Annotated in this window: 27 protein-coding genes and 1 pseudogene; all 28 read left to right on the forward strand. The window is 54.1% G+C overall.

What is annotated here, in order from left to right; translation table 11 throughout:
- Positions 1 to 155, forward strand: a pseudogene (locus AACY02_RS06600) (hypothetical protein); the annotation flags it as partial.
- Positions 156 to 313: 158 nt separating this feature from the next.
- Positions 314 to 625 carry a 30S ribosomal protein S10 gene (gene rpsJ / locus AACY02_RS06605; RefSeq protein WP_003186070.1) on the forward strand — a complete coding sequence of 104 codons (312 nt, stop codon included), beginning with the start codon at positions 314 to 316 and terminating at the stop codon, positions 623 to 625.
- 80 nt (positions 626 to 705) lie between these two features.
- The gene (gene rplC / locus AACY02_RS06610) at positions 706 to 1341 is read left to right on the forward strand and encodes a 50S ribosomal protein L3 (protein ID WP_003228738.1); all 636 of its coding nucleotides are present in this window, start codon (positions 706 to 708) and stop codon (positions 1339 to 1341) included.
- 12 nt (positions 1342 to 1353) lie between these two features.
- Positions 1354 to 1956, forward strand: coding sequence for a 50S ribosomal protein L4 (rplD, locus tag AACY02_RS06615; protein ID WP_003228735.1), 603 nt, complete (start codon positions 1354 to 1356; stop codon positions 1954 to 1956).
- Positions 1953 to 2252 carry a 50S ribosomal protein L23 gene (gene rplW, locus AACY02_RS06620; protein ID WP_002555488.1) on the forward strand — a complete coding sequence of 100 codons (300 nt, stop codon included), beginning with the start codon at positions 1953 to 1955 and terminating at the stop codon, positions 2250 to 2252. Before rplD ends, rplW begins: the two co-directional genes overlap by 4 nt.
- Before the next feature lie 14 nt (positions 2253 to 2266).
- Entirely contained in the window at positions 2267 to 3091 is an 825-nt protein-coding gene (gene rplB / locus AACY02_RS06625) for a 50S ribosomal protein L2 (RefSeq protein WP_042561342.1), read from the forward strand.
- A gap of 16 nt (positions 3092 to 3107) precedes the next feature.
- Positions 3108 to 3383 (forward strand): 30S ribosomal protein S19, encoded by a 276-nt coding sequence (rpsS, locus tag AACY02_RS06630; RefSeq protein ID WP_003228731.1) that lies wholly within the window; start codon positions 3108 to 3110, stop codon positions 3381 to 3383.
- 11 nt (positions 3384 to 3394) lie between these two features.
- A complete protein-coding gene (gene rplV, locus AACY02_RS06635; protein WP_003103908.1) occupies positions 3395 to 3727 on the forward strand; it encodes a 50S ribosomal protein L22 in 333 nt (110 codons plus the stop codon).
- A gap of 13 nt (positions 3728 to 3740) precedes the next feature.
- On the forward strand, positions 3741 to 4427 hold the full coding sequence (rpsC, locus tag AACY02_RS06640) for a 30S ribosomal protein S3 (RefSeq protein ID WP_003176422.1): 687 nt from the start codon (positions 3741 to 3743) through the stop codon (positions 4425 to 4427).
- A gap of 12 nt (positions 4428 to 4439) precedes the next feature.
- A complete protein-coding gene (gene rplP, locus AACY02_RS06645; protein ID WP_003232424.1) occupies positions 4440 to 4853 on the forward strand; it encodes a 50S ribosomal protein L16 in 414 nt (137 codons plus the stop codon).
- Complete coding sequence (rpmC, locus tag AACY02_RS06650) at positions 4853 to 5044, forward strand: 50S ribosomal protein L29 (RefSeq protein WP_002555481.1); 192 nt, start codon at positions 4853 to 4855, stop codon at positions 5042 to 5044. Before rplP ends, rpmC begins: the two co-directional genes overlap by 1 nt.
- 2 nt (positions 5045 to 5046) lie before the next feature.
- On the forward strand, positions 5047 to 5313 hold the full coding sequence (gene rpsQ, locus AACY02_RS06655) for a 30S ribosomal protein S17 (protein ID WP_003194644.1): 267 nt from the start codon (positions 5047 to 5049) through the stop codon (positions 5311 to 5313).
- 23 nt (positions 5314 to 5336) lie between these two features.
- Positions 5337 to 5705 carry a 50S ribosomal protein L14 gene (rplN, locus tag AACY02_RS06660; protein ID WP_002555479.1) on the forward strand — a complete coding sequence of 123 codons (369 nt, stop codon included), beginning with the start codon at positions 5337 to 5339 and terminating at the stop codon, positions 5703 to 5705.
- A gap of 11 nt (positions 5706 to 5716) precedes the next feature.
- The gene (gene rplX / locus AACY02_RS06665) at positions 5717 to 6031 is read left to right on the forward strand and encodes a 50S ribosomal protein L24 (RefSeq protein ID WP_003186046.1); all 315 of its coding nucleotides are present in this window, start codon (positions 5717 to 5719) and stop codon (positions 6029 to 6031) included.
- A gap of 20 nt (positions 6032 to 6051) precedes the next feature.
- A complete protein-coding gene (gene rplE / locus AACY02_RS06670) occupies positions 6052 to 6591 on the forward strand; it encodes a 50S ribosomal protein L5 (protein WP_003210069.1) in 540 nt (179 codons plus the stop codon).
- A gap of 13 nt (positions 6592 to 6604) precedes the next feature.
- Positions 6605 to 6910 carry a 30S ribosomal protein S14 gene (gene rpsN / locus AACY02_RS06675; protein WP_003228726.1) on the forward strand — a complete coding sequence of 102 codons (306 nt, stop codon included), beginning with the start codon at positions 6605 to 6607 and terminating at the stop codon, positions 6908 to 6910.
- Positions 6911 to 7119: 209 nt separating this feature from the next.
- Positions 7120 to 7512, forward strand: coding sequence for a 30S ribosomal protein S8 (rpsH, locus tag AACY02_RS06680; RefSeq protein ID WP_007966178.1), 393 nt, complete (start codon positions 7120 to 7122; stop codon positions 7510 to 7512).
- A gap of 12 nt (positions 7513 to 7524) precedes the next feature.
- On the forward strand, positions 7525 to 8058 hold the full coding sequence (gene rplF / locus AACY02_RS06685) for a 50S ribosomal protein L6 (RefSeq protein WP_003176412.1): 534 nt from the start codon (positions 7525 to 7527) through the stop codon (positions 8056 to 8058).
- Positions 8059 to 8068: 10 nt separating this feature from the next.
- Positions 8069 to 8419, forward strand: coding sequence for a 50S ribosomal protein L18 (gene rplR, locus AACY02_RS06690; RefSeq protein ID WP_003186037.1), 351 nt, complete (start codon positions 8069 to 8071; stop codon positions 8417 to 8419).
- Between the two features lie 3 nt (positions 8420 to 8422).
- Complete coding sequence (gene rpsE, locus AACY02_RS06695; protein WP_003176409.1) at positions 8423 to 8923, forward strand: 30S ribosomal protein S5; 501 nt, start codon at positions 8423 to 8425, stop codon at positions 8921 to 8923.
- Between the two features lie 2 nt (positions 8924 to 8925).
- Positions 8926 to 9102: a 50S ribosomal protein L30 gene (rpmD, locus tag AACY02_RS06700; RefSeq protein WP_003176408.1), complete on the forward strand. Its 177-nt coding sequence runs from the start codon at positions 8926 to 8928 to the stop codon at positions 9100 to 9102.
- 3 nt (positions 9103 to 9105) lie between these two features.
- A complete protein-coding gene (gene rplO, locus AACY02_RS06705; RefSeq protein ID WP_339431277.1) occupies positions 9106 to 9543 on the forward strand; it encodes a 50S ribosomal protein L15 in 438 nt (145 codons plus the stop codon).
- A complete protein-coding gene (gene secY / locus AACY02_RS06710) occupies positions 9544 to 10872 on the forward strand; it encodes a preprotein translocase subunit SecY (protein ID WP_003228718.1) in 1329 nt (442 codons plus the stop codon).
- A gap of 27 nt (positions 10873 to 10899) precedes the next feature.
- Positions 10900 to 11016, forward strand: coding sequence for a 50S ribosomal protein L36 (gene rpmJ, locus AACY02_RS06715; protein ID WP_002555468.1), 117 nt, complete (start codon positions 10900 to 10902; stop codon positions 11014 to 11016).
- A gap of 130 nt (positions 11017 to 11146) precedes the next feature.
- Positions 11147 to 11503 carry a 30S ribosomal protein S13 gene (gene rpsM / locus AACY02_RS06720; protein ID WP_009045849.1) on the forward strand — a complete coding sequence of 119 codons (357 nt, stop codon included), beginning with the start codon at positions 11147 to 11149 and terminating at the stop codon, positions 11501 to 11503.
- A gap of 30 nt (positions 11504 to 11533) precedes the next feature.
- A complete protein-coding gene (gene rpsK / locus AACY02_RS06725) occupies positions 11534 to 11923 on the forward strand; it encodes a 30S ribosomal protein S11 (protein ID WP_002555466.1) in 390 nt (129 codons plus the stop codon).
- Positions 11924 to 11941: 18 nt separating this feature from the next.
- Complete coding sequence (gene rpsD, locus AACY02_RS06730; RefSeq protein ID WP_003176404.1) at positions 11942 to 12562, forward strand: 30S ribosomal protein S4; 621 nt, start codon at positions 11942 to 11944, stop codon at positions 12560 to 12562.
- Positions 12563 to 12584: 22 nt separating this feature from the next.
- A complete protein-coding gene (locus AACY02_RS06735; protein ID WP_003186012.1) occupies positions 12585 to 13586 on the forward strand; it encodes a DNA-directed RNA polymerase subunit alpha in 1002 nt (333 codons plus the stop codon).
- Position 13587 lies beyond the last annotated feature (1 nt).

Genomic DNA, 13587 nt, shown 5'->3' on the forward strand with positions numbered 1-13587 from the left:
TGCCAGAAGGCGTTGAAATGGTAATGCCAGGTGACAACATTCAGATGACTGTTACCCTGATCAAAACCATCGCGATGGAAGACGGTCTGCGTTTCGCTATCCGTGAAGGCGGTCGTACCGTCGGCGCTGGCGTCGTAGCCAAAATCATCGAGTAAGTCTCTTTTGTAGAGTCAGCTTGATGGATTGAAAAAGCCCCCGCTCAGCGGGGGCTTTTTTATTGGGTTGACACCTATCTGGGGCGTCTATAGAATTGCGCCTCCTTTTAACGGGCGTATTGCGCCCGGTGGGAATAGCAGCCGGAGTCTGAAATCCAATGCAAAATCAGCAAATCCGTATCAGGTTGAAGGCTTTTGACCATCGCCTGATCGACCAATCAACCCAGGAAATCGTGGAAACCGCGAAACGTACTGGTGCTCAAGTGCGTGGTCCAATTCCACTGCCTACCCGTAAAGAGCGGTTTACCGTTCTGGTTTCCCCGCACGTCAACAAAGACGCGCGTGACCAGTACGAAATCCGCACTCATAAGCGCGTTCTGGACATCGTCCAGCCAACGGATAAAACCGTTGATGCTCTTATGAAGCTTGATCTTGCGGCCGGTGTGGAAGTGCAGATCAGCCTCGGCTAAGACTCGGTCTTAGTCGTGTAACGCTCTGAAATGGGCGGCCATAGCGGGTGAAAGCCCCGTACACTCATGAGGTTTACAACATGACTATTGGTGTAGTCGGTCGTAAATGCGGTATGACCCGTATTTTCACCGAAGAAGGTGTCTCCATTCCGGTCACGGTCATTGAGATCGAGCCGAATCGCGTCACCCAGTTCAAAACTGAAGAGACCGATGGCTATCGTGCAGTGCAAGTCACTGTCGGCGAGCGTCGTGCTTCGCGTGTAACAGCAGCTCAGGCTGGCCACTTCGCTAAAGCGAACGTTGCCGCTGGTCGCACTACCATGGAATTCCGTCTTGAAGAAGGCGAGTACCAGGCTGGCGATCTGATCAACGCTGAAATCTTTGCCGCTGGTCAACTGGTTGATGTAACCGGTCAGTCCAAGGGTAAAGGCTTCCAGGGTACGATCAAGCGTTGGAATTTCCGCGGGCAAGATAACACCCACGGTAACTCCGTATCCCACCGCGTCCCAGGCTCTATCGGCCAGTGCCAGACTCCTGGTCGTGTATTCAAGGGCAAAAAAATGTCCGGTCATATGGGCGCTGAGCGCGTGACCGTGCAGTCCCTGGAAGTAGTGCGCGTGGACGCTGAACGCAATCTGTTGTTGGTCAAGGGCGCTGTTCCTGGCGCTACTGGCGGCAACCTGGTTGTACGTCCAGCAGCCAAGGCTCGCGGTTAAGGGGAAGCTGACATGCAATTAAATGTAAATGACGCTCAAGCGATCGAAGTTTCCGAACTGACATTTGGCGGCGAGTTCAACGAGACGCTGGTTCACCAAGCAGTCGTGGCCTACATGGCCGGCGGCCGTCAGGGTAGCAAGCAGCAAAAGACCCGTTCCGACGTTCGTGGTGGCGGTAAGCGCCCATGGCGTCAGAAAGGTACTGGCCGTGCTCGTGCCGGTACTATCCGTAGCCCAATCTGGCGTGGCGGCGGTACCACTTTTGCAGCTCGTCCACAGGACCACTCCCAGAAGCTGAACAAGAAGATGTATCGCGCAGCAATGCGTTCCATCCTTGCTGAGCTGGTGCGTACTGATCGTCTGGTCGTGGTTCAGGATTTCGCTGTTGAAACTCCGAAAACCAAAGATCTGCTGGGCAAGCTGAACAACATGAGCCTGACCGATGTTCTCATCGTGTCGGACGCTGTTGATCAGAACCTGTACCTGGCTGCTCGTAACCTGCCGCACGTAGATGTACGTGACGTTCAAGGTTCCGATCCAGTTAGTCTGATCGCATACGACAAGGTGTTGATCACCGTGTCGGCCGTGAAGAAATTCGAGGAGCTGCTGGGATGAACCAGGAACGCGTATTTAAAGTTCTGCTTGGCCCGCACGTTTCCGAGAAGGCTACGGTTCTGGCTGACAAGAAAGGCCAGTTCGTTTTCAAGGTTGCGACTGACGCAACCAAGCTGGAAATCAAGAAGGCCGTCGAAAGCCTGTTCAGCGTGAAAGTTGAGCGTGTTACTACCCTGAATGTTTTGGGTAAGAGCAAGCGCACAGCTCGCGGTCTGGGCAAGCGCAATGACTGGAAGAAGGCAGTTATCTCCCTTCAGCCAGGCCAAGATCTCGATTTCAGCAGCAGTGCTGAGTAAGGAAGGGGTGCATCATGGCAATCGTTAAATGCAAACCGACTTCCCCTGGCCGCCGTTTTGTGGTCAAGGTGGTCAACCAGGAGCTGCATAAAGGCGCTCCTCACGCACCGCTGCTCGAGAAAAAATCGAAGACTGGTGGTCGTAACAACAATGGCCGTATTACCACGCGTCACATCGGTGGTGGTCATAAGCAGCATTATCGTATGGTCGATTTCCGTCGCAACGACAAAGATGGCATTCCAGCCACTGTTGAGCGTATCGAATACGATCCAAACCGTACTGCTCACATTGCTCTTATGTTGTACGCAGACGGCGAACGCCGTTACATCATCGCCCCTAAAGGCGTGAGCGCTGGCGACCAGCTGATTTCGGGTGCTTTGGCTCCGATCAAGCCAGGCAACCAGTTGCAACTGCGCAGCATTCCAGTTGGTAGCACCGTACACGGCATCGAACTGAAGCCAGGTAAAGGCGCACAGATCGCTCGTTCTGCTGGTGCTTCGGCTCAGTTGATCGCTCGTGAAGGTGTGTACGTTACCCTGCGTCTTCGCTCCGGTGAAATGCGTAAAGTTCTGGCTGAATGCCGTGCGACCCTGGGCGAAGTCTCGAACTCCGAGCACAGCCTGCGTTCGCTGGGTAAAGCTGGTGCCAAACGCTGGCGTGGCGTTCGCCCAACCGTTCGTGGTGTTGCCATGAACCCGGTTGACCACCCACATGGTGGTGGTGAAGGTCGTACCTCTGGTGGTCGTCATCCGGTATCGCCATGGGGCTTCCCGACGAAGGGCGCGAAGACTCGTGGTAATAAGCGTACCGACAAAATGATCGTCCGTCGTCGCAAGTAAATAGAGGGATACGACAGTGCCACGTTCTCTGAAAAAAGGTCCTTTTATTGATCTTCACCTACTGAAGAAGATCGAAGTGGCGGCGGAGAAGAACGATCGCAAACCAATTAAGACTTGGTCGCGTCGTTCTATGATCCTGCCACAAATGGTCGGTCTGACCATCGCAGTACACAACGGTCGTCAACACGTCCCGGTTCTCGTTAACGAAGACATGGTCGGCCACAAACTGGGCGAGTTTGCCGGTACCCGCACTTATCGTGGGCACGTAGCAGACAAGAAAGCCAAGCGTTAAGGGGTTAGGAAATGGAAGTAGCCGCTAAGTTGTCGGGCGCTCGAATCTCCGCCCAGAAAGCCCGCTTGGTCGCCGACCAGATCCGCGGGAAGAAGGTGGGCGAAGCGCTCAACTTGTTGGCTTTCAGCAGTAAGAAAGCCGCCGAGATCATGAAGAAAGTGCTGGAGTCGGCCGTAGCCAACGCCGAGCATAACGAAGGCGCAGACGTTGATGACCTGAAGGTCAGCACCGTTTTCGTCAACGAAGGGCGTTCGCTGAAGCGCATCATGCCGCGTGCCAAAGGCCGTGCTGATCGCATCGTCAAGCGGTCTTGCCATATCACTGTCAAGGTTGCTGACAAGTAACGGAGTCGAAGAGATGGGTCAGAAAGTACATCCCATTGGCATTCGCCTGGGAATCGTCAAGGAGCACACCTCCGTCTGGTACGCAGACGGTCGGACTTATGCGGACTATTTGTTCGCTGATCTGAAGGTGCGTGAGTATCTCCAAGACAAACTAAAAAGCGCGTCCGTAAGCCGTATCGATATCCATCGTCCGGCGCAAACTGCACGTATCACCATCCACACCGCTCGCCCAGGTATCGTTATCGGGAAGAAAGGTGAAGATGTTGAGAAACTGCGTCAGGACCTGACCAAGCAAATGGGTGTGCCTGTGCACATCAATATCGAAGAGATCCGTAAGCCGGAGCTCGACGGTATGCTGGTTGCGCAGAGCGTAGCTCAGCAGCTGGAGCGTCGCGTAATGTTCCGTCGCGCTATGAAGCGCGCTGTACAGAACGCCATGCGCATTGGTGCCAAAGGCATCAAAATCCAAGTGAGCGGTCGTCTCGGCGGTGCTGAAATCGCACGTACTGAATGGTATCGCGAAGGTCGTGTGCCGTTGCACACCCTGCGTGCCGACATCGACTATGCCAACTACGAAGCTCACACCACATACGGTGTGATCGGTGTAAAGGTTTGGATCTTCAAAGGCGAAGTAATTGGTGGTCGCCAAGAAGAGCTGAAACCACAAGCACCAGCGCCTCGTAAAAAAGCTGCTAAGTAAGGGGTACGCCAAATGTTGCAACCTAAGCGTACGAAGTTCCGCAAGCAGATGACAGGCCACAACCGTGGTCTGGCTCAGCGCGGTAGCAAAGTCAGCTTCGGCGAGTTCGCGCTGAAGTCTGTAGCTCGTGGTCGTCTCACCGCTCGTCAGATCGAGTCAGCGCGTCGTGCTCTGACCCGTCACGTTAAACGTGGCGGCAAGATCTGGATCCGTGTATTCCCGGATAAGCCTATTTCCAAAAAGCCTCTCGAAGTTCGGATGGGTAAAGGTAAGGGTAACGTCGAATACTGGGTAGCCCAGATTCAGCCAGGCAAAGTCCTGTATGAAATCGAGGGTGTAACTGAAGAGCTGGCGCGTGAGGCTTTTGCCTTGGCTGCTGCAAAGCTGCCGCTCGCCACCGCCTTTGTTAAACGGACGGTGATGTGATGAAAGCGAATGAACTTCGTGAAAAATCCGCACAGCAGCTGAACGAGCAACTGCTCGGCTTGCTGCGCGACCAGTTCAATCTGCGTATGCAGAAAGCAACTGGCCAGTTGGGGCAGTCTCATCTGCTCTCGCAAGTTAAGCGTGACATCGCTCGCGTGAAGACTGTGCTCAACCAGCAGGCAGGTAAGTGATCATGGCTGAAGCCGAAAAAACTGTCCGTACGCTGACTGGCCGTGTTGTCAGCGACAAGATGGACAAAACCATCACCGTTCTGATCGAGCGTCGCGTTAAGCACCCGATCTACGGTAAATACGTTAAGCGTTCGACTAAGCTGCACGCGCACGACGAAACCAATCAGTGCCACATCGGCGACAAAGTCACTATTCGTGAAACTCGTCCGATGGCCAAGACCAAGTCTTGGGCATTGGTTGATGTTCTCGAACGCGCTGTGGAAGTCTAAGGACTAGGGGTCGGAGAAATTATATGATTCAGACTCAATCCATGCTCGATGTGGCCGATAACAGCGGCGCTCGCCGTGTTATGTGCATCAAGGTGCTGGGTGGCTCCCATCGTCGTTACGCTGGTATCGGTGACATCATCAAAGTTACCGTGAAGGAAGCAATTCCTCGCGGTAAAGTGAAAAAAGGCCAAGTGATGACTGCTGTTGTAGTCCGCACTCGTCACGGCGTACGTCGTGCTGATGGCTCCATTATCCGCTTTGATGGCAACGCTGCTGTTCTTCTGAACAACAAGCAAGAGCCGATCGGCACCCGTATCTTTGGGCCAGTGACCCGTGAACTTCGTACTGAGAAGTTCATGAAGATCGTCTCGCTCGCCCCAGAAGTGCTGTAAGGAGATCCGACATGCAAAAGATTCGTCGTGACGACGAGATCATCGTGATCGCCGGCAAAGACAAAGGTAAGCGCGGTAAGGTGCTGAAGGTTCTTGCTGACAACCGTCTGGTTGTTGGTGGTCTGAACCTGGTCAAGCGTCATACCAAGCCTAACCCGATGTCGGGCGTACAAGGCGGTATCGTCGAGAAAGAAGCGCCACTGCACGCTTCTAACGTAGCCATCTTCAATGGCGAAACCAACAAGGCTGACCGCGTTGGTTTCAAAGTTGAAGACGGTAAGAAAATTCGTGTCTTCAAGTCGACCCAAAAAGCGGTTGATGCTTGAACACTGCTAGGTAGAAGACCATGGCACGACTAAAAGAGATTTACCGGAAGGAAATCGCTCCGAAACTTAAGGAAGAACTTAAGCTTTCGAACGTGATGGAAGTTCCGCGCGTTACCAAAATCACCCTGAACATGGGTCTGGGCGAAGCGATCGGCGACAAAAAAGTCATCGAGCATGCTGTTGCTGACCTGGAAAAGATCACCGGCCAAAAAGTCGTTGTGACCTACGCTCGTAAATCCATCGCTGGCTTTAAAGTCCGTGAAGGATGGCCGATCGGCGTCAAGGTGACTCTGCGCCGTGAGCGTATGTACGAGTTCCTGGATCGTCTGCTGTCGATCTCCCTGCCTCGGGTTCGCGACTTCCGCGGCCTGAATGCCAAGTCCTTTGATGGTCGTGGTAACTACAGCATGGGTGTGAAAGAGCAGATCATTTTCCCGGAAATCGACTACGACAAGATCGATGCTCTCCGCGGTCTGGACATTACCCTGACCACCACTGCCAAGAACGATGATGAAGGCCGCGCTCTGCTGCGTGCTTTCAAATTCCCGTTCCGCAACTGATTGGAGTAGGAAAATGGCCAAGAAGAGCATGAAAAACCGTGAGCTGAAGCGTCAGCTCACTGTTGCCAAGTACGCCACCAAGCGTGCAGCGCTGAAAGCTATCATCGTTGATCTGAACGCAAGTCCAGAAGCGCGTTGGGAAGCTACCGTAGCTCTGCAGAAGCAACCACGTGATGCAAGCGCTTCGCGCATGCGTAACCGTTGCCGCCTGACTGGTCGTCCGCACGGCGTTTACCGCAAGTTCGGCCTTGGCCGTAACAAGCTGCGTGAAGCTGCAATGCGTGGTGACGTTCCAGGTCTGGTTAAAGCCAGCTGGTAATCGCTGTCAAAGCCTTGATGGTCGGTTTCGCAAGAACCTGACCATCGGTGGCCTTGAATTTGAATCAAGCCCCTTTTGGGGCTTGATTCATTTCTGGGGTGTGTCTAGAATGACCGGCTCGCCTGAGCCCGTGTTTTTCATGCCCGGAAGTTCTCGGCGACAAGTAGTAGCCGCAAGGCTAATTTTTCTGTTTTAGGAGCGTCTAGCCCATGAGTATGCAGGACCCGTTAGCGGACATGCTAACTCGAATCCGTAATGCCCAGATGGCTGAAAAGTCTGTCGTAAGCATGCCGTCTTCCACGTTGAAGGTGGCTGTAGCAAAAGTCCTGAAGGACGAAGGTTACATCGCGGATTTTCAGATCACCACCGACGCTAAGCCGTCGTTGTCCATCTCGCTGAAGTACTTCGAAGGCCGTCCGGTTATCGAAGAAGTGAAGCGCGTTAGTCGTCCAGGCCTGCGTCAGTACAAGTCCGTTGAAGATCTGCCGAAAGTTCGTGGCGGTCTTGGCGTGTCTATCGTCTCCACCAACAAGGGTGTGATGACGGATCGTGCTGCGCGCGCTGCCGGTGTCGGCGGCGAAGTTCTTTGCACTGTGTTCTAAGGGGGGATAAGCATGTCTCGCGTCGCTAAGAACCCCGTTAAGCTGCCAGCCGGTGTCGAAGTAAAATTCGCAGGCCAACAGCTTTCGGTGAAGGGTGCCAAGGGTACTCTTGAACTGAACATCCATTCGTCTGTTGAAATTGTTGAAGAAGCTGGTGAGCTGCGTTTTGCTGCTCGCAATGGCGATCAACAAACTCGCGCAATGGCCGGTACCACGCGTGCGTTGGTAAACAACATGGTCCAAGGCGTAAGCCAAGGCTTCGAGCGTAAGCTCCAGCTGGTCGGTGTTGGTTACAAAGCGCAAGCAAAAGGCACGGTTTTGAACCTTGCCCTTGGCTTCTCGCACCCAGTGGATTACGAACTGCCGGAAGGCATCACCGCTGAGACTCCTAGCCAGACCGATATCCTGATCAAGGGCATCGATAAGCAGCTGGTGGGTCAAGTGGCCGCTGAGATCCGCGACTTCCGTCCACCAGAGCCGTACAAAGGCAAAGGTGTGCGCTACGCGGACGAAGTCGTCCGTCGTAAAGAAGCCAAGAAGAAGTAGGGCATAGCAAATGACCGACAAAAAAGTTACTCGACTGCGTCGCGCTCGCAAAGCACGCCTGAAAATGCACGAACTCGAAGTCGTGCGTCTCTGCGTGTTCCGCTCGTCGCAGCACATCTACGCCCAGGTCATCTCGGCCGACGGCAACAAAGTCCTGGCAAGTGCCTCGACTTTGGATAAAGAACTGCGTGATGGCGCCACTGGCAACATCGACGCGGCCACAAAGGTTGGCCAGCTGGTCGCTACGCGTGCTAAGGCCGCTGGCGTCTCGCAAGTGGCTTTCGACCGCTCTGGCTTCAAGTACCATGGCCGCGTTAAAGCGCTGGCTGATGCTGCTCGTGAAGCTGGGCTGGAGTTCTAAGTTATGTCAAATAACGACCAAAAGCGCGACGAAGGCTACATTGAGAAGCTGGTTCAAGTTAACCGCGTAGCCAAAACCGTTAAAGGCGGCCGTATCTTCACTTTCACCGCGTTGACCGTGGTTGGTGATGGTAAAGGGCGTGTTGGCTTCGGCCGTGGCAAGTCACGTGAAGTGCCTGCTGCGATCCAGAAGGCAATGGAAGCTGCTCGCCGCAACATGATCCAGGTTGACCTGAACGGCACCACTCTGCAGTACGCAATGAAGTCCGCTCATGGCGCTTCGAAGGTGTACATGCAGCCTGCTTCTGAAGGTACCGGTATCATCGCTGGCGGCGCTATGCGTGCTGTCCTCGAAGTTGCTGGTGTTCAGAACGTTCTGGCCAAGTGCTACGGCTCGACTAACCCTGTAAACGTGGTTCACGCCACTTTCAAGGGTTTGAAAGCCATGCAATCTCCTGAGTCCATCGCTGCCAAGCGTGGTCTGACTGTCAAGGAGATCTTCTGATCATGGCTACCGTTAAAGTAACGCTGATCAAAAGCATGACCGGCCGAATCCCTAACCACAAACTGTGTGTTAAGGGTCTGGGTCTGCGTCGCATCGGTCACACTGTAGAAGTTCAGGATACTCCCGAGAATCGCGGGATGATCAACAAGGCTTACTACATGCTGCGTGTCGAGGGTTAATCGATGAAACTCAATGATCTGAGTCCAGCGCCGGGTTCCCGTCGCGAAAAGCATCGTCCGGGCCGTGGTATCGGTAGTGGTTTGGGTAAGACTGGTGGCCGTGGTCACAAAGGTCAAACCTCCCGCTCCGGTGGCACCATTGCTCCAGGCTTTGAAGGCGGTCAACAGCCGCTGCATCGTCGTCTGCCGAAGTTCGGTTTCGTTTCCCTGAAAGCCATGGATCGCGCAGAAGTGCGTTTGTCCGAGCTGGCTAAAGTGGAAGGCGACATCGTCACCGTGCAGTCCCTGAAAGATGCCAACGTGATCAACGTCAACGTACAGCGTGTAAAAATCATGCTGTCCGGTGAAGCGACTCGCGCTGTCACTATCGGCAAGGGAATCGGCGCCACCAAAGGTGCGCGTTCGGCTATCGAAGCAGCTGGCGGCAAGTTCGAGGAATAAATGGCTAAGCAAGGTGCTCTCTCTGCGCTCGGCAAAGGCGGTATGTCTGAACTTTGGGCTCGTCTGCGTTTTCTGTTCCTGGCGATTATCGTCTACCGAATAGGCGCACACATCCCGGTTCCAGGTATCAACCCGGACCGACTCGCAGACCTGTTTCGACAGAATGAGGGGACCATTCTTAGCTTGTTCAACATGTTCTCCGGCGGCGCGCTGGAACGGATGAGCATCTTTGCATTGGGGATCATGCCGTACATTTCGGCATCGATCATCATGCAACTGATGACAGCCGTCAGTCCGCAGTTGGAGCAGTTGAAGAAGGAAGGTGAAGCTGGCCGTCGCAAGATCAGCCAGTACACCCGCTACGGCACCGTCGTCCTCGCTCTCGTTCAGGCCATTGGCATGTCCATTGGTCTGGCGGGGCAGGGCGTTGCGTTCACTGGTGACTTTGGCTTCCATTTCGTCGCGGTATCCACTTTTGTGGCTGGTGCGATGTTCATGATGTGGCTGGGTGAGCAGATTACTGAGCGTGGTGTAGGTAACGGTATCTCGATGTTGATTTTTTCGGGTATCGTCGCCGGTCTTCCGAGAGCGATCGGGCAGTCTTTCGAGTCTGCGCGTCAGGGTGATATCAATATTTTTGCCTTGGTTGCCATCGGTTTGCTGGCAGTAGCGATTATCGGTTTTGTGGTGTTCATTGAGCGTGGTCAGCGTCGTATTGCTGTTCATTACGCCAAGCGTCAGCAGGGTCGTAAGGTTTTTGCTGCGCAGACAAGCCACTTGCCGCTGAAGGTGAACATGGCCGGTGTTATTCCGGCTATTTTCGCGAGCAGCATTTTGCTGTTTCCGGCTTCGTTGGGTGCCTGGTTTGGTCAGTCTGAAGGTATGGGCTGGTTGCAGGACATCTCGCAGTCGATCGCTCCTGGTCAGCCGTTGAATATTCTGCTGTTTAGTGCAGGGATTATTTTCTTCTGCTTCTTCTATACGGCGTTGATGTTCAATCCGAAAGACGTAGCGGAAAACCTGAAGAAGTCCGGTGCCTTTATTCCGGGTATCCGTCCAGGTGAGCAGTCTGCGCGCTATATTGATGGCGTTCTGACCCGCTTGACCATGTTCGGTGCTCTTTACATGACGGCCGTGTGCTTGTTGCCCCAGTTCCTGGTGGTTGCAGCAAACGTTCCGTTCTACCTTGGCGGGACCTCGTTGCTGATCGTGGTCGTGGTTGTGATGGACTTCATGTCTCAAGTACAATCGCACCTCGTTTCGCACCAGTACGAATCCCTGATGAAGAAAGCCAACCTGAAGGGTTACGGCAGCGGCATGTTGCGCTGAGTACCCATAAGGTTCGAGGAGTTGGTGATGAAAGTTCGTGCATCGGTGAAAAAGCTGTGCCGTAACTGCAAGATTATTCGCCGCGAAGGTGTTGTTCGAGTAATTTGCAGCGCGGAACCGCGTCACAAACAGCGCCAAGGCTGAGTGTGATTGTGCTTCAAGCCCGGTAGCTAGTGCGCTACCGGGTTGATTATTTGTTATTACAGCGATATTATCTCGCGCCCTATTTCTTGGCTTCCGGGGCGTAGGTAGCTGTCAATTGGAGTCCCACTGAATGGCCCGTATTGCAGGCGTTAACATTCCAGATAACAAGCATACTGTTATCTCGCTGACCTACATCTATGGTGTCGGTCGCACTACTGCACAGAAGATCTGTGCAGAGACTGGGGTAAACCCAGCAGCAAAGATCAAAGATCTGAGCGACGAGCAAATTGAACAGCTGCGTGGCGAAGTGGCGAAGTTCACCACTGAAGGTGACCTGCGTCGCGAAATCAACATGAAAATCAAGCGCTTGATGGACCTCGGTTGCTATCGCGGTCTGCGTCATCGTCGCGGTCTTCCAGTGCGCGGTCAGCGTACCAAGACCAACGCGCGTACCCGTAAAGGTCCGCGTAAGCCGATCCGCAAGTAATCGCCCCAGCGAATCGACAGGAATTTAATCATGGCAAAACCTGCTGCTCGTCCTCGTAAAAAAGTTAAAAAGACAGTGGTTGATGGCATCGCCCACATCCATGCATCTTTTAACAACACCATCGTGACCATTACCGACCGTCAAGGTAACGCTCTTTCCTGGGCTACCTCCGGTGGTTCGGGTTTCCGCGGTTCCCGCAAGTCCACCCCGTTTGCTGCTCAAGTAGCTGCTGAACGTGCTGGTCAAGCTGCGCTGGAATATGGCCTGAAAAATCTTGACGTTAACGTCAAGGGTCCAGGTCCAGGTCGTGAATCCGCAGTCCGCGCTTTGAACGGCTGTGGCTACAAGATCGCCAGCATCACCGACGTGACGCCAATCCCGCACAACGGGTGCCGTCCGCCGAAGAAGCGCCGCGTGTAATCCAGGAGATTGTAAAGAATGGCTCGTTACATTGGTCCAAAATGCAAACTCGCTCGTCGCGAAGGCACCGATCTCTTCCTGAAGAGCGGCGTGCGCGCGATCGAATCGAAGTGCAACATTGAAGCAGCACCTGGTATCCACGGCCAACGCCGCGGTCGCCAGTCCGACTACGGCACCCAACTGCGTGAAAAGCAGAAGGTCCGTCGTATTTACGGCGTTCTCGAGCGTCAGTTCAGCGGCTACTACAAAGAAGCTGCTGGCAAGAAAGGTGCAACTGGTGAAAACCTGCTGCAACTGCTCGAATGCCGTCTGGACAACGTTGTATACCGTATGGGCTTTGGTTCGACTCGTGCCGAATCCCGTCAGCTGGTATCGCACAAGTCGATCAGCGTTAACGGTCAGACCGTAAACGTTCCGTCGTATCAGGTTCGTGCTGGTGACGTGGTTGCAGTTCGCGAGAAAGCAAAAAACCAACTTCGCATTGTCCAAGCTCTCGATCTGTGTGCCCAACGTGGCCGCGTAGAATGGGTAGAAGTAGACACTGAGAAGAAGTCGGGCGTTTTCAAGAACGTTCCTGCTCGCAGTGATCTGTCCGCCGACATCAACGAAAGCCTGATTGTCGAGCTCTACTCCAAGTAAGGGCTAGAAAATAGGTGCATCCATGCAGATTTCGGTAAATGAGTTCCTGACACCCCGCCATATTGATGTGCAGGTTGTCAGTCCAACCCGCGCCAAGATCACTCTCGAGCCTCTCGAGCGTGGTTTTGGCCACACCCTGGGCAACGCGCTGCGACGCATCCTGTTGTCCTCAATGCCCGGCTGCGCAGTAGTCGAGGCCGAGATTGACGGTGTGCTCCACGAGTACAGCGCCATCGAAGGTGTACAGGAAGACGTAATTGAAATCCTGTTGAACCTTAAAGGTCTGGCCATCAAGCTGCACGGTCGTGACGAAGTTACGCTGACCTTGTCGAAGAAGGGTTCGGGGGTGGTTACCGCTGCCGATATTCAGCTGGATCATGATGTCGAGATCGTTAATCCCGATCACGTAATCGCTAACCTGGCGTCTAACGGCGCCCTGAACATGAAGCTCACCGTAGCTCGTGGTCGTGGTTATGAACCAGCCGACTCGCGTCAGAGCGATGAAGACGAAAGCCGCAGCATCGGTCGCTTGCAGCTTGATTCTTCGTTCAGCCCGGTTCGCCGTATCGCATACGTGGTGGAAAACGCCCGTGTCGAGCAGCGTACCAACCTGGACAAGCTGGTTATTGATCTGGAAACCAACGGTACCCTGGATCCTGAAGAGGCTATCCGCCGCGCTGCAACCATTCTGCAACAGCAGTTGGCTGCGTTCGTCGACCTCAAAGGTGACAGTGAGCCAGTGGTTGTCGAGCAGGAAGACGAGATCGATCCGATCCTGCTTCGCCCGGTTGACGATCTGGAACTGACTGTACGTTCGGCTAACTGCCTTAAGGCGGAAAACATCTACTACATCGGTGACCTGATTCAGCGTACCGAAGTAGAGCTGTTGAAGACTCCGAACCTGGGCAAGAAATCCTTGACTGAAATCAAGGACGTTCTGGCCTCCCGCGGTCTGTCCCTCGGCATGCGCCTCGACAACTGGCCGCCTGCAAGTCTTAAGAAGGACGACAAGGCGACTGCCTGAT

Source organism: Pseudomonas sp. EA_65y_Pfl2_P78 (assembly GCF_963970495.1).
Classification (GTDB): domain Bacteria; phylum Pseudomonadota; class Gammaproteobacteria; order Pseudomonadales; family Pseudomonadaceae; genus Aquipseudomonas; species Aquipseudomonas baetica_A.

Coding starts and splice junctions, on each gene's coding strand:
- rpsJ (WP_003186070.1), top strand. CDS start 314: ATGCAAAATCAGCAAATCCGTATCAGGTTGAAGGCTTTTGACCATCGC.
- rplC (WP_003228738.1), top strand. CDS start 706: ATGACTATTGGTGTAGTCGGTCGTAAATGCGGTATGACCCGTATTTTC.
- rplD (WP_003228735.1), top strand. CDS start 1,354: ATGCAATTAAATGTAAATGACGCTCAAGCGATCGAAGTTTCCGAACTG.
- rplW (WP_002555488.1), top strand. CDS start 1,953: ATGAACCAGGAACGCGTATTTAAAGTTCTGCTTGGCCCGCACGTTTCC.
- rplB (WP_042561342.1), top strand. CDS start 2,267: ATGGCAATCGTTAAATGCAAACCGACTTCCCCTGGCCGCCGTTTTGTG.
- rplV (WP_003103908.1), top strand. CDS start 3,395: ATGGAAGTAGCCGCTAAGTTGTCGGGCGCTCGAATCTCCGCCCAGAAA.
- rpsC (WP_003176422.1), top strand. CDS start 3,741: ATGGGTCAGAAAGTACATCCCATTGGCATTCGCCTGGGAATCGTCAAG.
- rplP (WP_003232424.1), top strand. CDS start 4,440: ATGTTGCAACCTAAGCGTACGAAGTTCCGCAAGCAGATGACAGGCCAC.
- rpmC (WP_002555481.1), top strand. CDS start 4,853: ATGAAAGCGAATGAACTTCGTGAAAAATCCGCACAGCAGCTGAACGAG.
- rpsQ (WP_003194644.1), top strand. CDS start 5,047: ATGGCTGAAGCCGAAAAAACTGTCCGTACGCTGACTGGCCGTGTTGTC.
- rplN (WP_002555479.1), top strand. CDS start 5,337: ATGATTCAGACTCAATCCATGCTCGATGTGGCCGATAACAGCGGCGCT.
- rplX (WP_003186046.1), top strand. CDS start 5,717: ATGCAAAAGATTCGTCGTGACGACGAGATCATCGTGATCGCCGGCAAA.
- rplE (WP_003210069.1), top strand. CDS start 6,052: ATGGCACGACTAAAAGAGATTTACCGGAAGGAAATCGCTCCGAAACTT.
- rpsN (WP_003228726.1), top strand. CDS start 6,605: ATGGCCAAGAAGAGCATGAAAAACCGTGAGCTGAAGCGTCAGCTCACT.
- rpsH (WP_007966178.1), top strand. CDS start 7,120: ATGAGTATGCAGGACCCGTTAGCGGACATGCTAACTCGAATCCGTAAT.
- rplF (WP_003176412.1), top strand. CDS start 7,525: ATGTCTCGCGTCGCTAAGAACCCCGTTAAGCTGCCAGCCGGTGTCGAA.
- rplR (WP_003186037.1), top strand. CDS start 8,069: ATGACCGACAAAAAAGTTACTCGACTGCGTCGCGCTCGCAAAGCACGC.
- rpsE (WP_003176409.1), top strand. CDS start 8,423: ATGTCAAATAACGACCAAAAGCGCGACGAAGGCTACATTGAGAAGCTG.
- rpmD (WP_003176408.1), top strand. CDS start 8,926: ATGGCTACCGTTAAAGTAACGCTGATCAAAAGCATGACCGGCCGAATC.
- rplO (WP_339431277.1), top strand. CDS start 9,106: ATGAAACTCAATGATCTGAGTCCAGCGCCGGGTTCCCGTCGCGAAAAG.
- secY (WP_003228718.1), top strand. CDS start 9,544: ATGGCTAAGCAAGGTGCTCTCTCTGCGCTCGGCAAAGGCGGTATGTCT.
- rpmJ (WP_002555468.1), top strand. CDS start 10,900: ATGAAAGTTCGTGCATCGGTGAAAAAGCTGTGCCGTAACTGCAAGATT.
- rpsM (WP_009045849.1), top strand. CDS start 11,147: ATGGCCCGTATTGCAGGCGTTAACATTCCAGATAACAAGCATACTGTT.
- rpsK (WP_002555466.1), top strand. CDS start 11,534: ATGGCAAAACCTGCTGCTCGTCCTCGTAAAAAAGTTAAAAAGACAGTG.
- rpsD (WP_003176404.1), top strand. CDS start 11,942: ATGGCTCGTTACATTGGTCCAAAATGCAAACTCGCTCGTCGCGAAGGC.
- AACY02_RS06735 (WP_003186012.1), top strand. CDS start 12,585: ATGCAGATTTCGGTAAATGAGTTCCTGACACCCCGCCATATTGATGTG.